Annotated in this window: 14 protein-coding genes; 6 read left to right on the top strand and 8 right to left on the bottom strand. The window is 32.5% G+C overall.

Translation table 11 applies throughout. The features are described from left to right. Positions 1-13 precede the first annotated feature (13 nt). Entirely contained in the window at positions 14-841 is an 828-nt protein-coding gene (locus LUU93_RS14615) for an SAM hydrolase/SAM-dependent halogenase family protein (protein ID WP_232682052.1), read from the bottom strand. A 272-nt stretch (positions 842-1,113) separates the two neighbouring features. Between LUU93_RS14615 and LUU93_RS14610 the strand changes: the two genes are divergently transcribed. From LUU93_RS14610 to LUU93_RS14590, 5 genes are all read left to right on the top strand, one after another. Further along, on the top strand, positions 1,114-2,064 hold the full coding sequence (locus tag LUU93_RS14610; RefSeq protein WP_053472652.1) for a PhoH family protein: 951 nt from the start codon (positions 1,114-1,116) through the stop codon (positions 2,062-2,064). Positions 2,065-2,254: 190 nt separating this feature from the next. Next, the gene (locus LUU93_RS14605; RefSeq protein WP_232681886.1) at positions 2,255-2,617 is read left to right on the top strand and encodes a DUF1801 domain-containing protein; all 363 of its coding nucleotides are present in this window, start codon (positions 2,255-2,257) and stop codon (positions 2,615-2,617) included. A gap of 137 nt (positions 2,618-2,754) precedes the next feature. Then, a complete protein-coding gene (locus LUU93_RS14600; protein ID WP_232681884.1) occupies positions 2,755-3,579 on the top strand; it encodes a Cof-type HAD-IIB family hydrolase in 825 nt (274 codons plus the stop codon). 211 nt (positions 3,580-3,790) lie between these two features. Continuing rightward, positions 3,791-4,744, top strand: coding sequence for a phosphoribosylaminoimidazolesuccinocarboxamide synthase (locus LUU93_RS14595; protein ID WP_232681883.1), 954 nt, complete (start codon positions 3,791-3,793; stop codon positions 4,742-4,744). A 691-nt stretch (positions 4,745-5,435) separates the two neighbouring features. Beyond that, positions 5,436-5,822: an ankyrin repeat domain-containing protein gene (locus LUU93_RS14590; RefSeq protein WP_232681882.1), complete on the top strand. Its 387-nt coding sequence runs from the start codon at positions 5,436-5,438 to the stop codon at positions 5,820-5,822. A gap of 599 nt (positions 5,823-6,421) precedes the next feature. Here LUU93_RS14590 and LUU93_RS14585 read toward each other — a convergent pair. From LUU93_RS14585 to LUU93_RS14560, 6 genes are all read right to left on the bottom strand, one after another. After that, the gene (locus tag LUU93_RS14585; protein ID WP_232681881.1) at positions 6,422-9,520 is read right to left on the bottom strand and encodes an efflux RND transporter permease subunit; all 3,099 of its coding nucleotides are present in this window, start codon (positions 9,518-9,520) and stop codon (positions 6,422-6,424) included. Between the two features lie 3 nt (positions 9,521-9,523). After that, a complete protein-coding gene (locus tag LUU93_RS14580; RefSeq protein WP_232681880.1) occupies positions 9,524-10,609 on the bottom strand; it encodes an efflux RND transporter periplasmic adaptor subunit in 1,086 nt (361 codons plus the stop codon). A 12-nt stretch (positions 10,610-10,621) separates the two neighbouring features. Continuing rightward, on the bottom strand, positions 10,622-11,869 hold the full coding sequence (locus tag LUU93_RS14575; protein ID WP_232681879.1) for a TolC family protein: 1,248 nt from the start codon (positions 11,867-11,869) through the stop codon (positions 10,622-10,624). 87 nt (positions 11,870-11,956) lie between these two features. Next, positions 11,957-13,318: a sensor histidine kinase gene (locus LUU93_RS14570; protein WP_232681878.1), complete on the bottom strand. Its 1,362-nt coding sequence runs from the start codon at positions 13,316-13,318 to the stop codon at positions 11,957-11,959. Further along, positions 13,315-13,995, bottom strand: a complete 681-nt coding sequence (locus LUU93_RS14565) for a response regulator transcription factor (RefSeq protein ID WP_232681877.1) — start codon at positions 13,993-13,995, stop codon at positions 13,315-13,317. The genes LUU93_RS14570 and LUU93_RS14565 overlap by 4 nt, the downstream gene beginning before the upstream one ends. A gap of 62 nt (positions 13,996-14,057) precedes the next feature. Continuing rightward, on the bottom strand, positions 14,058-15,146 hold the full coding sequence (locus LUU93_RS14560; RefSeq protein ID WP_232681876.1) for a M42 family metallopeptidase: 1,089 nt from the start codon (positions 15,144-15,146) through the stop codon (positions 14,058-14,060). Between the two features lie 81 nt (positions 15,147-15,227). Between LUU93_RS14560 and LUU93_RS14555 the strand changes: the two genes are divergently transcribed. Then, positions 15,228-15,911 carry a DUF4294 domain-containing protein gene (locus LUU93_RS14555; protein ID WP_232681875.1) on the top strand — a complete coding sequence of 228 codons (684 nt, stop codon included), beginning with the start codon at positions 15,228-15,230 and terminating at the stop codon, positions 15,909-15,911. Between the two features lie 318 nt (positions 15,912-16,229). On the opposite strand, the gene LUU93_RS14550 is transcribed toward LUU93_RS14555, so the two are convergent. Further along, positions 16,230-16,672: hypothetical protein (locus LUU93_RS14550; RefSeq protein WP_232681874.1), on the bottom strand; the 443-nt coding region annotated here is incomplete at its 5' end.

Raw genomic sequence — 16,672 nt, 5'->3', positions numbered from 1 at the left:
AATCTAAAATTAATTACGAAAACTTAATCGTAATTACATCACGATAATTCAATCCCAACAAACTATTTGCAGAACCCACTTTAGAAGGATTACTTCTAAAAATAGCAATTTCAAGAAAACCAGCTTCATTGAAAATCGCCAGTTTTTCACCTTCATAAGTTTTAATTGGATATTTGTCTGAAGTTGCAATGTCAGAATAATTTGGCAGAATCGTTTTGATACTTTTAGGTTTCATCACAATTTCATACGGACGCCCTTTTGCCACTTCTAAAAATTGTTGTTTTGAAATATTAGTAACAACGTTCCCAAAATGATCAATATAAATAACGTAGCCTTTTAATGAATTTCCATCTGCAGCAACAACAGCTTGTAATTCGGTTACTTCTTTAACTGCTGGAATTTCTTTGCCAATAACATTCAGTAAACCGCCTTTTGCAATATGGCAGGCCACCTGAATAAAAATATCCAAATCGCTGAATTCAATAGGAAAACGGTCATGAATATTAATTTCTACAATTTTTTGCGGTACAATCTTCTGCGTAAGCATGCTTAAGATTCCGTTATCGGCGCAAATAAAATAGTGATCGTTCCATTGCATAGCGATATGCTGGTTCTCTTTATTGCGTTCAATATCAACTCCAATTAAATGTACTGTCCCTTTTGGAAAACACAAATAAGAGGCTCCAATAATGTAACTTGCTTCGGCTGTGTTAAATGGATCAATGTCATGCGAAATGTCAATGATTTTTGCATCTGGAAGTTCAGAAATGATTTTACCCTTCAGCGAACCAACAAAGTGGTCCTTTAAGCCGTAATCAGTAGTGAGGGTAATTATTGACATCATTTTGTTTATAACTATTGATAGTATTTAACTCGAATTTTCATTAAATTTGAGAAATGCAAATCTAGTAATAGTAAATGCAAATTGAAAGAAAGAAAATACAATTATTATAGTCTCAGTTTTCAGTTTCAGTTATCAGTCTAAAATATAGAGTTAATTTTTTTTGAGAAAAACTGCTGCTGCATTCTGCGACTGCAAACTGTGAACTAAAAAAATACCCGACAGCAATAGATTTACAAAACAAATTTATTTTTAATTTAAATTTATCTCATTTGAACGAAAGAATTATCGAGCTTATAGACATCGCTCCAAAAGACTTTTGGGGCGCGCAGGATTCTCATCTTGAAATAATTAAAAAGTACTACCCAAAGCTTAAAATCGTAGCGCGAGGGACAACTTTAAAAGCCTTTGGCGAAAAAGATGTTTTAGATGAATTCGAAAAGAGATTTCAGAGGCTTATGCTTCATTTTACCAGATACAACAACATTGATGATAATGTAATTGAACGTGTAATAATGAGTGATGGTCAGGATGAAAAAAAAGCATACGATCATGACAAAATATTAGTTCACGGAGTTGGCGGTAAGATTATTAAAGCCATGACACCCAACCAGCAGTTACTGGTAGATACAATCAGAAAAAATGATATGGTATTTGCAATTGGACCTGCCGGAACAGGAAAGACTTACACGGGTGTTGCAATGGCTGTTAAAGCACTTAAAGACAAAGAAGTAAAAAGGATCATATTAACGCGTCCGGCGGTAGAAGCAGGAGAAAACCTTGGTTTTTTACCCGGCGATATGAAAGAAAAACTAGATCCTTACATGCAGCCTCTTTATGATGCTTTGAGAGATATGTTACCAAACGAAAAACTCGAAGATTACATTTTAAAAGGAATTATTCAGATTGCGCCTTTGGCATTTATGCGCGGGCGAACGCTAGATAACGCCTTTGTAATTCTGGATGAAGCGCAGAATACAACGCACTCACAAATGAAGATGTTTTTGACCCGTATGGGAAAAAACGCCAAGTTTATGATTACGGGAGATCCTGGTCAGGTCGATTTACCACGCAGAACTATTTCGGGTCTTAAAGAAGCCATTTTGGTTCTTAAGGATATAGACGGCATCGGAATTATTTATCTTGATGATAAAGATATCGTACGCCACAGATTAGTCAAAAAGGTAATCGACGCTTATAAGCAAATAGAAAACCACGACTAATTTCGTGTGTAGATGGTTAGTGAATGTTTAATAAATTCTGCCACAGATTAAAAGATTAAAAAGATTCTCACAGATTATAAAAATCATTTTAATCTTTTAATCTGTGGCAGAATAAATAAAGCTATAAAGTATTCGTTTTATTCATGTTATTTAGAACTGAGTAAAACGAATATTTTTTATATCAAAAAAAATGAAACAACTAGATGATTTCTACCTAAACCAAGAAGAACCCATAAAAGGAACATTTCTGGCATTAAAAGATATTATCTTAAAACAAGACAAAGACATTACACATGTTTTAAAATACGGAATGCCATTTTTCTGCTATAAAGGAAAAATGTTCTGCTATTTATGGATTCATAAAAAACTGAAACAGCCATATATTGGAATTGTAGAAGGAAAACATTTTAAAGAATCTTTTTTGATTCAGGAAAAGCGTTCCAGAATGAAAATTATGATGTTTAATTCTGAGGAAGACTTGCCTTTAGAACAGATTGGATTGGTTATTCAGAAAGCAATAAATTTATACAAATCTGGAATTATTAAAGTTTAATTGTTTAAAATGCAGTATTTAACGGAATAGTTAAATAAATAATAAACTTGCCTCATTTTTGGCTTTCAAGGCTTGTAATCTTTGCTCAGCTGAGCGTAAAGCCGTAAATTTGCACATCATAAATATTTGATATTGATATGACAAAACTTAAAAATATAAAAGTTGTAGTAAGTGATTTAGATGGAACTTTACTCAACACTCAGCACAAAATTTCAGATTATACCAAATCAATTTTTCAGGAACTTCACAATCAAGGTTATCTTTTAGTTGTTGCAACTGGCCGCCATCATCTTGATGCAATGGCTATTGTTGAAACGCTTGGAGTTCCCGTTTATTTAGTGAGTTCAAACGGAGCAAGAATTCATTCGCCAAATAAAGAAGAACTTTTTGCATTTAACTTAGATAGTGATATTGTAAAAGCAGCTTTAAATGTTGAAATCGACTCTGAAATCACTGTTGTTTTATTTAAAGAAAATGTTTGGCAGACTAATAAATGGAACGAAAGACTTAATTCTTTTCAAGCGGAATTAAAATACCGCCCAGAATTAGTAGATTATAAAACGCTGGAAGATTTTGAAGCTATTAAAATATTCTTTTCATGTGATAACCATGAAAAATTAGTAAAGCTAAAAGATGCCGTTTTAACCAATTCATCAGAATATTTACACCATGCTTTTAGTTTACCAACTTGTTTGGAATTTATGGACAAATCGATAGATAAAGCTGTTGCAATTGAGCAGGTTTTAGAAAAAGAAGGTTTTACTTTGTCTGAAGCAGTTGCATTTGGAGACGGTTTCAATGATCTTCAAATGTTATCAGCATCTGGAAAAGGTTTAATTATGGGAAATGCTCCAGCACTATTAAAAGAAACTTTGCCAGATTTAGAAGTTATTAAAACAAATGCCGAAGATGGAGTAGCAAGATATATTGCTTCAAAAATATTAGACAAAGAACTAGTCTAGAGTTTTTTTGCCACTAATTACACAAATTTCCACGAATTATTTATTGAAGTAATCAAACCGATTTAGCTGCTAAAAAATTCATGAAAATTTGTGTAATTCGTGGCAAACCAAATACAAATTATCATATTTCTTATTTATCTTTTTCTTTGATGATGTAACTCTCTGAAATAATTTTAAATTTGCATTCATAAAAAACAACACAACTAAGATAATGAGTAATACAATTACAACCACCAATTTTAATTTCCCGAATCAGAAATCAGTTTACCGCGGAAAAGTTAGAGAAGTTTATAACATCAATGACGATCTTTTAGTAATGGTAGCAACTGACAGACTTTCGGCTTTTGACGTGGTTTTACCAAAAGGAATTCCGTACAAAGGACAAATTTTGAATCAGATAGCGACAAAATTTATGGAATTAACGCAGGATATTGTTCCGAATTGGTTAATTGCAACTCCAGATCCAAACGTTGCTGTTGGACATTTATGCGAGCCTTTTAAAGTAGAAATGGTAATTCGCGGTTATCTTTCGGGACACGCAGCACGTGAATATGCAGCAGGAAGAAAACAAATTTGCGGCGTAACTATGGAAGAAGGTTTAAAAGAAAATGATAAATTCCCGGTACCAATTATTACACCAACTACAAAAGCAGATAATGGTTCACATGATGAAGATATTTCTCGCGAAGATATTCTGGCAAAAGGAATTGTTTCAGAAGAAGATTATTTGGTTTTAGAAAAATATACTCGTGCTTTATTTCAAAGAGGAACTGAAATAGCTGCTTCTCGCGGATTAATTTTAGTTGATACTAAATATGAATTCGGAAAAACTAAAGACGGCGTTATTGTTTTGATTGATGAAATTCATACACCGGATTCTTCTCGTTATTTTTATGCTGAAGGATATGCTGAAAGACAAGAAAAAGGAGAGGAGCAAAAACAGCTTTCTAAAGAATTTGTCCGCCGCTGGTTAATCGAAAATGGTTTTCAAGGTCAGGAAGGACAGCAGATTCCTGATATGACAGATACTTATATTGAATCAGTTTCTGAAAGATATATTGAATTGTATGAGAATATTTTAGGAGAAAAATTCGTGAAAGCAGACATTGATAATATTGACCAGCGTATTAATAAAAACGTATTACAATACTTAGCCTCTAAATAGTAATTCTTTGGCTTAAACTAACCTTTAAGCCATGAAGTTTATTTCAAATAAAAAATGCCCTGTTATCAATATTTATGATAACAGGGCATTTTCTTTTTGCGCAGATTGATAAAAATGTCAAAAAAGAAGCCAAAATTCTATGTTATAAGAACCAAACAAATCAAATACAAAATTAGTAACTGATTTTAAAAATATTTATAAGAAGGAATCATTACGATAATTGCCTTTTTTAAGTTTTTTGATATGTTAAAAAAGGAAAACTATTTCGTTATATATTATGATTTTTCTTACTTTATGTATTTGTATTGAAAGTTTTTTATTTTAGTGAGAAATATACAAAATCTTGCTTAAAAATTTTGTTTTAATGAAAAATTTCTGTCTTTTTTGCGCATAATAATACTGTATAGTTAAAAAGATAGAGTATTGCTTTTAATTTTTCTTAAAAAATCTGCTGTCAAAATTGAAAAAATATTTGAATTCGTGTAACATTTCTACATTTGCAGCGTCTTTTATATAGAATTTCAATTTTAGAAAGTCAATATTTCGAATTCATTAATAAAACGTTAAGAATTAGTTAAAACAAGGTACTTTGTAATGCAATGTACTGAAATTAGATTACATTTGTCAAGGATTTAAAATCAATTCATTATCAATCAAATATTTATCAATCAATTTAACAAACCCAATCATTATGAAAAATTCAATTATTTATTTAGGATTAGCTTTAGTAACATTTGCAAATGTTGCAGCAGCTTCAAATAACACATCTGCTGTTAAAAATCAAGTTGCAGTATCAGCTGTATACGATGACGGAACACCTCTGGTAGTTGCAGTAAGCAAAGGAGATATCGATACTGTTAAGAAATTTATTGAATACGGAGTTAATGTAAACGAAAAAGCAGATGATATGTCTCCATTAATGACTGCTGCCCGTTATAACAAAGCAGAAATCATTAAAGTTTTATTAGCAGCTGGTGCTCGTCCATCAGATAAAAATGAAAAAGGATATACAGCTTTAAAATATGCACAATTATCAAATGCAACTGAAGCTATTGCACTTTTGAAAGATTTAAAATAATATAGTTTAAAAAGTTTGAGTTAGTATACAAACAGCCTTCTTTGAGCGGAAGGCTGTTTTTTTATTTAATAATTCCAGAAATCAAAAAGAGGCTGTCTCAAAAGTCAGAGCAGCCCCTATTTATTTTACACGTTTCTTTGTTCCGTAGGAACATTTCATAGGTAGAAATTATATTATTATTATCGTTTACGTTCCGTAGGAACGTTTGATATACCAGATTATTAAAAAACGATGTCAAAATCAAACGTTCCTACGGAACGTAAATGTGGATGACCTCTATTTTTTCTACCTATGAAACATTCCTAATGGAATGAAACCCGAAATCAAAAAATAACAAGTTATATTCTTGAGGCTGTCTCAAAAGTCGAGACAACCTCTTTTTTATTCGGATACCTATCGGAGAAATTTTCCATTTACGCGATTCTCAACAGCTTGATTTTACTTTTGAGACAGCCTCTTTCATTTGTAGAAACAAGTTAAGTTTGCTTTAAAAACAAACAAATAATTATAGTAAAAGAGCTGTCTTGACCTTTGAGACAGTCTCTTTTCTTTTTTTAACCAAAATTAACCTAACCAAATTAATTCTATCTTAAATACCTCTATTCTATAGGAGCATGTTTTTTCTTGTTGAATATCCAGAATAAAATTGGGAAAACTAATAACGTCAGGATTGTTGCTGTTACCAAACCTCCAATAATAACAATTGCAAGAGGTTTTTGAGACTCAGAACCAATTCCTGTTGAAATTGCTGCTGGCATTAAACCTATCGAAGCCATAAGCGCAGTCATAACTACGGCTCTTGTTCTGGCTTTTACGCCCATAAAAATGGATTCTTCAAGTGAGAATTTTGCCTTGAGATTATGATGAAATTCTGATATCAGAATTACACCATTCTGAATACAAATTCCCAGTAAAGCAATAAATCCAACTCCTGCCGAAATTCCGAAATTCATTCCGGTTAAGTGCAAAGCAATAATTCCTCCAATTACAGCAAACGGAACATTAGTTAAAACTAACAGCGAATCTTTGATATTTCCAAACAAAATAAACAAAAGCACAAATATTCCAATTAAACTGATTGGTACAACCTGAGCTAAACGCGCACTTGCACGAACCTGATTTTCAAATTCTCCAGTCCAGCCTGTTGTATATCCTGGCGGCATTTTTACTTCTGCCACTTTAGATTGTGCTTCGGCAATGGTACTTCCTAAATCTCGGTCACGAACAGAGAATTTTACTCCAATAAAACGTTTTGTATTATCTCTGTAAATAAATGCAGGACCAGTTATCGTTTTAATGTCGCAGATTTCTTTCAATGGAATTTTTGCACCGCTTATGGTTGGTACTTTTAACTCGGCTAAATCTTCTTCATCTTTACGATATTCTTTAGAAAAACGAACTCGAACATCAAATTTCTTTTCATCCTCATATTTTTGTGTTGCTGTTTTTCCTCCAAAAGCCAACTCTAAAACTGCCTGTGCATCGCTTAATGTTACGCCGTAAGCAGCCATTTTTTCTCGATCCAGAATTACACTAATTTCCGGCTGCCCGACATTTCTAAGAATTCCGACATCTTTGATACCGGGAATATTTTTAATTTTTTCCAGAACCTGATTGGACAATTCATCTAATTTATCTAAATCATCACCATAAATCTTAACCGCATTTGAAGCTTTAAAACCAGCCACAGACTCGGCAACGTTATCAATTACAGGCTGAGAATAATTATACGTAATTCCTTGATGAACTTTCAGTTTGTTATCCATTTCATTAATTAATTCATCCATACTGATTTTTCGTGTCCATTCTGATTTTGGTTTCAAATCAACCTGAAGCTGAATAAATCCAAATCCATTTGGATCTGTTCCGTCATTACTTCGTCCGGTTTGCGAAAGCACATTTTTAACTTCAGGAAAACTTTCCAGATCTTTTCTAATCATTGCCGCAGTTTTCACACTTTCCGGCAACGAAGTACTCATCGGTAATTCAGCCGTTACCCATAATGCACCTTCATTTAACTGAGGTAAAAACTCTGTTCCTAAAAAAGTTGCAGAGAAAAAAGTAGCAGCAATCACACTTAATGAAATAACTAAAGTTTTTACTTTATGCTTAAATGTCCAGGCAAAACCTTTTGCCACATTTCTGTCCCAAAAGTTTACAAACGGATTATTTTTTTCTTTTACATTTTTATTCAATAAAATATGAGATAAAACCGGAACCAAAGTCAAGGTAAAAAGTAATGCTCCCATTAAGGCAAAACCTAACGTATAGGCAAGGGGAGAGAACATTTTTCCTTCTACTTTCTGGAATGAAAATATGGGTAGTAAAGCGGTAATAATAATTAATTTAGAGAAAAAGATGGCTTTACCCATTTCTGTTCCTGTTTTCTTAATAATGCTTCCTTTTGCAATTTTATTATAAGCTTTCATTCCTAATTGATGCGCTCGGTGATCGAGTACAACAAATAATCCTTCGACCATTACAACCGCACCATCAATGATAATCCCGAAATCGACCGCACCTAAACTCAGTAAGTTGGCGCTCATTCCCATCATTTTCAAACATAAAAAGGCAAATAATAAAGAAAGCGGAATTACGATAGAAACCGTAAAAGTAGTTCTCCAGTCGGCCATGAAAAGAAACACAACGCACGTAACCAGAATAATACCTTCAAATAAATTATGCATTACCGTTTCGGTAGTGAAATTCATTAAGTTATCACGATCATAAAAAGTTTCAATTTTAATATCCTTCGGAAGAACATTATCATTCAAATCCTTTATTTTATCTTTAATCAAGGCTAAAGTTTCTTGCGCATTTTCTCCTTTACGCATTACAACAATCCCTTCAACGGCATCATCATTTTTACCAATTCCGGTTTGCCCGACTCTTGGCATCGAGCTTTCATAAACAGAAGCTACATTTTTTACCAAAATTGGATTTCCTCCAGCGTCATCTACAATAATATTTTCAATATCCTGAATCGACTTAAGAAGTCCAACACCTCGAACTACAAATGCCTGTCCGTTTTTTTCAATAATATCACCCCCAACATTTAAGTTTCCGGCATCAATAGCATTATAAACCTGAAGCGGCGTAATATTGTATTTAGCCAATTTTACCGGATCAACACCAACTTCATAAGTTTTTGTTTGTCCTCCAAAAACGTTCAAATCAGCAACTCCCGGAACTGCACGTAATTGTTTGTCGATAACCCAGTTTTGGTAAGTCAGCAATTCGCGGCTGTCGCGGCTATTACTTTTTACAATATACCTGAAAATTTCACCAGTTGGTCCATAAGGCGGTTGAACGTCTGGTTCAACATCATCTGGAAGTGTTACATTTTTAAGTAAATTGTTTACCTGAAAGCGAGCAAAAGTATCATCAACACCATCATCAAAAATAATTTTGATAACTGATAAACCAAACATGGTAATACTCCTAACACTTGTTTTTTTCTGCACCGAGTTCATTGAGATCTCGATAGGAGTAGTAACAAAACGTTCTACTTCTTCGGCGCTTTTACCATTCCATTGCGTAATGATGATAATTTGAGTATTCGTTACATCGGGAAAAGCATCAATAGGCATATTTTTGAAGGAAATAAATCCGGCAACCGCCAATATTCCAACCCAAAAAAAGGTAAATGCTTTATTCTTAAGCGAAAAAGCAATTATATTTCGTATGAATTTGTTCATGTCTTAATCGTTTAAAGCGCGATAAATAAATAATTGATTATTAGTAATGACTTTTTCATTTTCCTTTAAACCGCTTGAAATATAAGTCGTGTCGCCAACAACTCTGTAAACTTCAACCTGTCTTGTTTCGATATTATGACGATCTTTAAAAATCATAACAAAATTTTTATTTTTATCAAAAACAATCGCATTGCTTGGAATTGCAATCATTGTTTGATTTTCGTTATATGATAATTTAATATTCGCATTCATATCAGGTTTCAATAAAAAACCAGGGTTTTGAAGTTTAATACGCGCCTGCATAGCTTTGGTTTCAGGATCAATTACATTGAAAATTTTATCTACTTTTCCTTTAAAAACTTTATCAGGATAACTTAAGGTTGTTACATTGGCATCAATTCCCAGTTTAATTTTATTAATGTCGATTTCATTAATATTGGCCATAGCCCAAACTTCACTGATTTCAGCTATATCAAAAATATTTTCAGAACGGTCAGAACGTAAAAGCATATCCTGATTGATACTTTTTTGAATAATAAACCCGCTGATTGGTGCTGTTACTTCATAAATAGAACCCGCTTTAATATTATAGATTTTATAAGTTTCCTGAATTTTACTCAATTGAGACTGGGCTTTATTTACTTCAGCTTTTGCCTGCAGCACATCACTTTCAGAATTTAATTTCCCATCAAATAATTCTGTTGCCACTTTTAAGTTATTTTTTGCAACCAGTAAATCACTTTTAGCATCGATAGACTGTTTTTCGAAATCAGCAACATCGGTACTTTTTATCGTTGCTAAAACTTGTCCTTTTTTTACATAATCTCCAAGTTCAACATTTACTTTAACCACATTTCCACCAACAAGCGGATAAACGTCAATTAATTTATTATTGTCGGCTGTGATTTTTCCGTAAAAATTCAATTCGTTTTTTACAGTTTGTTTTTCTGCAGTTGCTGTACTTGTAGTTTTTAGCATACTATCGCTTAAGGCGAAAGAAGTATTAGTTTGAGGATTTTCTACTTCCTTTTTACAGCTGGTAAGCGATAAGCTTACAATTGCAATTCCTATAATTAGTGTATGTTTCATTATTATTTAATTTTAAAATAAATCCTTGTTGATGGTAGTATTAAATTCTTCACCAGATAGAGCCAGTTTTTTCTTCAATTCATTTAGCTGAATATTAGCCTGATTATAACTTTCCATAAAATCTGTAAATTCTAATAAGCTGATATTTCGCTTTTGAAAATTGGTTAAGATTCCATTGTAAACAGCTTCAAAATCTGAGTTTACAGTAGGTTTAATAACCGCATAGTTTTTACGGGATTCGTCCCATTTATTCCATGCCGATGTAATTTCAGTTTCCAGTTGAAGTTCAAAATTTTGTTTTTCTACTTTTGATTGAGCTAAGACGACCTGAGCATTTTTAATATTTCCTTTATTTTTGTTCCAAAGCGGCAGCGGAATTCCAATAGTAACATTAGCTTCTTTGTTAAATGCGCCGCCTCTTTGATCATAGTTTGCACCTAATGTAAGATCAGGAACTGAAAGAGATTTTTGCCATTTAACATTCAATTCATTTGCTTCAATTTCTTTTTGTTTAGCTAAATAATCAGGACGATTGGCAATCGCTTCGTATTCAAGAGATTTTAAATCAAACGGAATAACTTTTAAGTATTTATTAAAATCGTCTTTAGAAATATCCGGAATTATCGTTTCAGTCGAATTCAATAACAATTTTAAATTTGCCTGCTCTTCAATGCTGCTATTAACAACTTCCATTCTTTCATTTTTAAAATTTAAATACAGAGATTGTAAACGAACAACATCTCGCAAAGGAATATTTCCTTTTTGAGCCTGAATAGAGTAGGAGTTGATTAAGTCTTCAATATGAACAAGCTGTTTATCTGTTATTTCAAGACTTTTAGTGTTGTAATAAACCGTGTAAAAACTCTGGCGTAATTGCAGTTTTAATGTTCGAAGCAAATCATTAAACTGAAGCTCTGCTAATTGTTCATTAGTCTGTGCCAGTTTAACTTCATTGCGTTTTTTTCCGCCTAAATAAATTAACTGCTCGATACCAAATACCTTTTGTCCTTCTTTCCCAATATCAAAGAATTTATCCCTTTCAGGATTGTAGGCATTTAATTCTGCAGTAATTGTTGGATTGTCCCATATTCGGGCTTGAATGGTCATTGCTTTTGCGGCATCGATATTATAATGAGATGCTAACAAAAAAAGATTATTTTTAAGAAACTGACTCTCACAATCCTGAAGTGTGATTGTTTTTTGAGCCATGACTACCTGATTAAAGAGTACAAGTAGTAATAATGCATATAGTTTTCTCATTGTATCTATTTTATTTTGTACAAATATGCTATCGCCAGACTTTAAGAGTGCTTAAAATCTACCTTAAAATTAGCTTAAAATAAAATATTAATGAAAGAATAATTGGAATAAATTTTCTTTACTGTTTGGTATACTGTAAGTTATATAAGATTTGTGCAGCGTTAAAATACGGTTTACAATACGTAAACCAAGACCAAAACCAGATGTTCCTTTAGAATTTTTTCCGCGCATAAAAGGCTGAAAAAGATTTTTTTGTTCCGTTTCACTTAAAGTTTTTCCGGTATTTAAAACTGAAATAACCAAATGATTTTCCTGAGTGCTTATTTTTACTAAAGCCTGTTTATTATCTGAGTAAACGCAAGCATTTTTTAAAACATTAATTAAAGCAATCTCCAAAAGGTTTTTATTTCCTTTAATTTCTAATGCCGTATCTAAATTGTCGCTTTCTTCAATTTCAAATAAAATGACAAAATCAGGAAAGCTTTTCTTTAAATTTTCAATAGCAGAGAATAGAATTTCATCCATTCTATGAACTTCATTGTCCTCGTTATTTTTATTGTTATCAATTTTTGACAATATCAATAAAGAACTAATCAATTCCGTTAAATGATTTACATCAGATAAAATAGTAGTTAAGAAAGATTTTCCTTTTGCAGATGTTGCAGGATCAGCAACTGTATTTTCTATTTGAGCGGTAATTCTCGAAAGAGGCGTTCTAAGTTCGTGCGATGCATGAGCTGTAAATTCTTTTTGCTTTTGATAGGAAACCTCAATTCGATCCATCATGAAATTAAATTCATTGGCAATCAAATCAATTTCATCTTTATTACTTTTTGAAGCAATACGAGTATCAAGATTATTTTCGTTGATATTCTTTATTTTCTGATGAAATAAACTCAGCGGATTCATGGCTTTTTTAACCATAAATGAAGTTAAAACCCAGCAGATACATGTAAATAGAATATAAGATATAATGAGAGTATATCTCAAAAAAAGTAGTTTTCTCTTTCCGTAATCATCCGTAGCCGAAATTAAAGCATAAAAATCTTTATCCTTCGTATCATAAAAAACACCATAAACTTCATAATCACCTTGCTGTTTAAAAAAGGTTTTATGTTTTTTTAGATATTTTAAATCCTCAACAGACCAGTTTATTTTAGCATCGTCAATACTGCTGTAAATAAGTTTAAAATGAGAATCAAAAACCAAAGTCTTTTCGTCATATAACTTATTGATTGAGTTTTGATCGATAATTTTCAAAAGCTGATCATCAACTTCTTTTACATTAACTAAAAGTTTAATGTTCGAAAGTGCTTTAATCTCTAAACGATCCCGAAATTCTTCTTTTCTAAAATTAGAATACAAAACAAAAATCACCGTAGAAGCTAACCCAAAAAGGATTGTAAACAGTAAACTTACTAAAAGTGATATTCTGTTTTTTAAAGTCATTCTTCGTTGCTTAAATAATATCCGTAGCCAATTTTGGTACGGATAAGTTTTATCTCGTGATCTTTATCAATTTTTTTTCGAAGGAAATTAATATAAACTTCAATCGTATTTTGATTCGTTTCGATATGATAATCCCAAAGTTTATCAGCAATAAATTGTTTTGACAAAACTTTTCCTTTGGCATGAGCCAAAATTAAAATCAGTTTAAACTCTTTTGGAGTAAGCTTAATTTCTTCACCAGAACGAAAAACCTTCATTTCCTCTTCCAGAATTTCTAAATCTTCAATAATGATTTTCTTTTCTGTTTGCTGCGGAATTTCCTTTCTCCTTAATAAAGATAAAATTCTAGCGTATAATTCGTCAAAATGAAAAGGCTTAACCAAATAATCATCGGCGCCATTATCAAAAGAAGCGAGTTTATCTTCAATTTCGCTAAAAGCCGTCAACATTATAATAGGAGTCTTTTTATCAACCTCTCTAATTCCTTTGCAAACATCAATGCCGTTTGTTCCGGGAACATTAATATCGAGAATGATTAAATCATACTCGTAAGGAAAATATTTTTTTAATAATAAAGAACCATCATAATAAGGTATACACTCGAATTCTTTAATAGTAAAGAATGCGGAGATTTCTTTGGATAAAGTAAAATCATCTTCGAGTAGTAAAATTTTCATGCTTTGTTTGTTTATAAATTCGGCTGTTTATTTTAACAGCCGAATTTATGTTTCTAAAAATATTATTGGAAATAAGAAAAACTCTGATTGTTTTCTATTTTCAAAAGCGATTCATAAATCAGCTGAATCACATTTTCTACATCTTCTTTGTGAACCATTTCAACCGTTGTATGCATATAACGCAACGGAAGAGAAATCAAAGCCGATGCCACACCGCCATTGCTGTAAGCAAAAGCATCAGTATCAGTTCCCGTTGCTCTCGATGTTGCATGACGCTGAAACGGAATTTTATTTTCTTCGGCAGTATTTACAATTAAATCGCGAAGTTTATTTTGAATTGCCGGAGAATATGCAATAACAGGACCTTTTCCCATTTTTAAATCACCTTCAACCTTTTTATCAATCATTGGAGTAGTGGTATCGTGACAAACATCAGTCACAATTGCAACGTTTGGTTTAATCGTATGTGCAATCATTTCAGCACCACGAAGACCAATTTCTTCCTGAACCGAGTTTACAATATATAATCCAAAAGGAAGTTTCTTTTTATTTTCATGCAATAAACGAGCAACTTCAGCAATCATAAAACCCCCCATTCTGTTATCAATTGCGCGGCATACAAATTTGTTTTCATTCAAAATCATAAATTCATCAGGATAAGTAATCACACAACCCACATGAACACCCATTGCTTCAACCTGCTCTTTAGTTTCGCATCCCAAATCAATAAAAATATTGCTTAGTTTCGGAATTTCTTCTTTATCACGCAAACGGGTATGAATTGCCGGCCATCCAAAAACACCTTTTACAATTCCTTTTTTAGTATGAATATTAACCCTTTTAGAAGGAGCAATCTGGTGATCAGAACCACCATTTCTTATTACATATAATAAACCATCATCCGTAATATAATTTACATACCATGAAATTTCATCAGCATGCCCTTCAATTACAACCTTAAAAGGAGCCTCTGGATTAATAACTCCCACAGCCGTGCCATATGTATCAGTAATAAAAGTATCAACATAAGGTTTTAAATAATTCATCCATAATTTTTGCCCTTCACTTTCGTAACCAGTCGGCGAAGCGTTATTTAGATAGCTTTCCAGGAAAGCAACAGAAGTATCATTTAAGATAGATTTTGTACTCATAAAAATATTTTTGCGCTAATTTATAAATTTGGTATTAGAGTTGTGTATAAATATATAATTTTACATTTAAATTAAGACTCCATGAGATTTACCTATAGTATTTTGTTTTTAGTATTGATTGCATTTACAAGTCAAGCCCAGGTTACTCCAAAAGAAAATCAGGAAATGGGTTATATATTAACCGAGCAAGACTCTATTTTGAGTGATACAATTCAGCTCCCTGAGATAATCATTTCGAAAGGAGAAAAGATGAGTGCCGAGGAAATGAAGCAGTTTCAGATCCTGCAAAACAGAGTTTATAAAGTGTATCCGTATGCAAGACTGGCTGCAGATAGATTGACAGCACTTAATAATGGAATGGCGCGATTGAAAACCAATCGTGAAAAAAAGAAATATTTTAAGATTGTAGAGGACTACCTTAATAATGAATTCGAAGACAGACTTAAAAAGCTTTCCAGAAAACAAGGGCAGATTCTTGTAAAACTAGTGCATCGCCAAACCGGAAAAACAACTTATGAGTTAATCAAAAACCTAAAAAGTGGTTTCAAAGCCTTCGTTTCAAATACAACAGCCAATTTATTCGATATAAGTTTAAAGACTGAATACAAACCCTACGAAGTAAACGAAGATTATTTGATAGAAACAATCCTGGTACGAGCATTTGAATCTGGACGTCTATTGAATCAAACTCCAGCCAACCCTGTAAATTATAATAACCTTATGGAACATTGGGAAACAAAAGCCAAGGAACTCAATAAAAAATAATATATATAAGAGTGTAAATTTCATTCAAAGAACCCGACAGATTTAAAAAACCTGTCGGGTTTGTTTTTTATACATATATATGTATAGATAAATTGAATCCCAATTTTCCGTAGAGACGCACAGCAGTGCGTCTACGTCACGTATAAAGAAAATTTAATTCACGATACTATACTATATAGTAATGTCCGGCTGAGCGAAGTCGAAGCCCTTTTGAGTTTGGAATTTAAAAAATTTGGAATTTACTTTCAATAAGGAGCTATTTCCCGCTATCCGTTCCAATCTTTTATTTTGAACTCCAACATAAAAGGATTTCCACTACTATCGGGACTGGGGCATGAGTTTCCAGAATAAAATTCCCGAAGGAAAAGACAATCTCAGAAGAAAAAACGAAGAAAAAAAAGAAAACTCTTCGTCTTTGCGTCTCTGCGAGATTAAAAAGAACCCCGAAAAAACCAGACTTCGAGATTTACTGCCTTCGCGGCAGAACCGGACCAAGCAGGGCAAAATGGCTAAAAACCGCAATAGAGATAAAACGATGAAAAAAACTTTGCGTTGTAAAAAACGCAAAACCAGCGGTTTATAAAAAAGATTAAAAATAGTTTGAGAAAAGGCTTGCGTAACTGGAATTGTTGTGTACTTTTGCACCCGCAACAGCGAAAGACGTTCCCTGAAACACTGGCAAGAAATGAAAATCAAAACTGAAAAATTTTTCAGAAAAAAGATTAGAAAAAGCTTGTGAGATTTGAAAAATGCTTTTACAT

The sequence above is a fragment of the Flavobacterium soyae genome (assembly GCF_021245985.1).
Classification (GTDB): domain Bacteria; phylum Bacteroidota; class Bacteroidia; order Flavobacteriales; family Flavobacteriaceae; genus Flavobacterium; species Flavobacterium soyae.
Note: the sequence above shows the minus strand (reverse complement) of the source record. Positions and strands in the feature narration are given on the sequence as shown.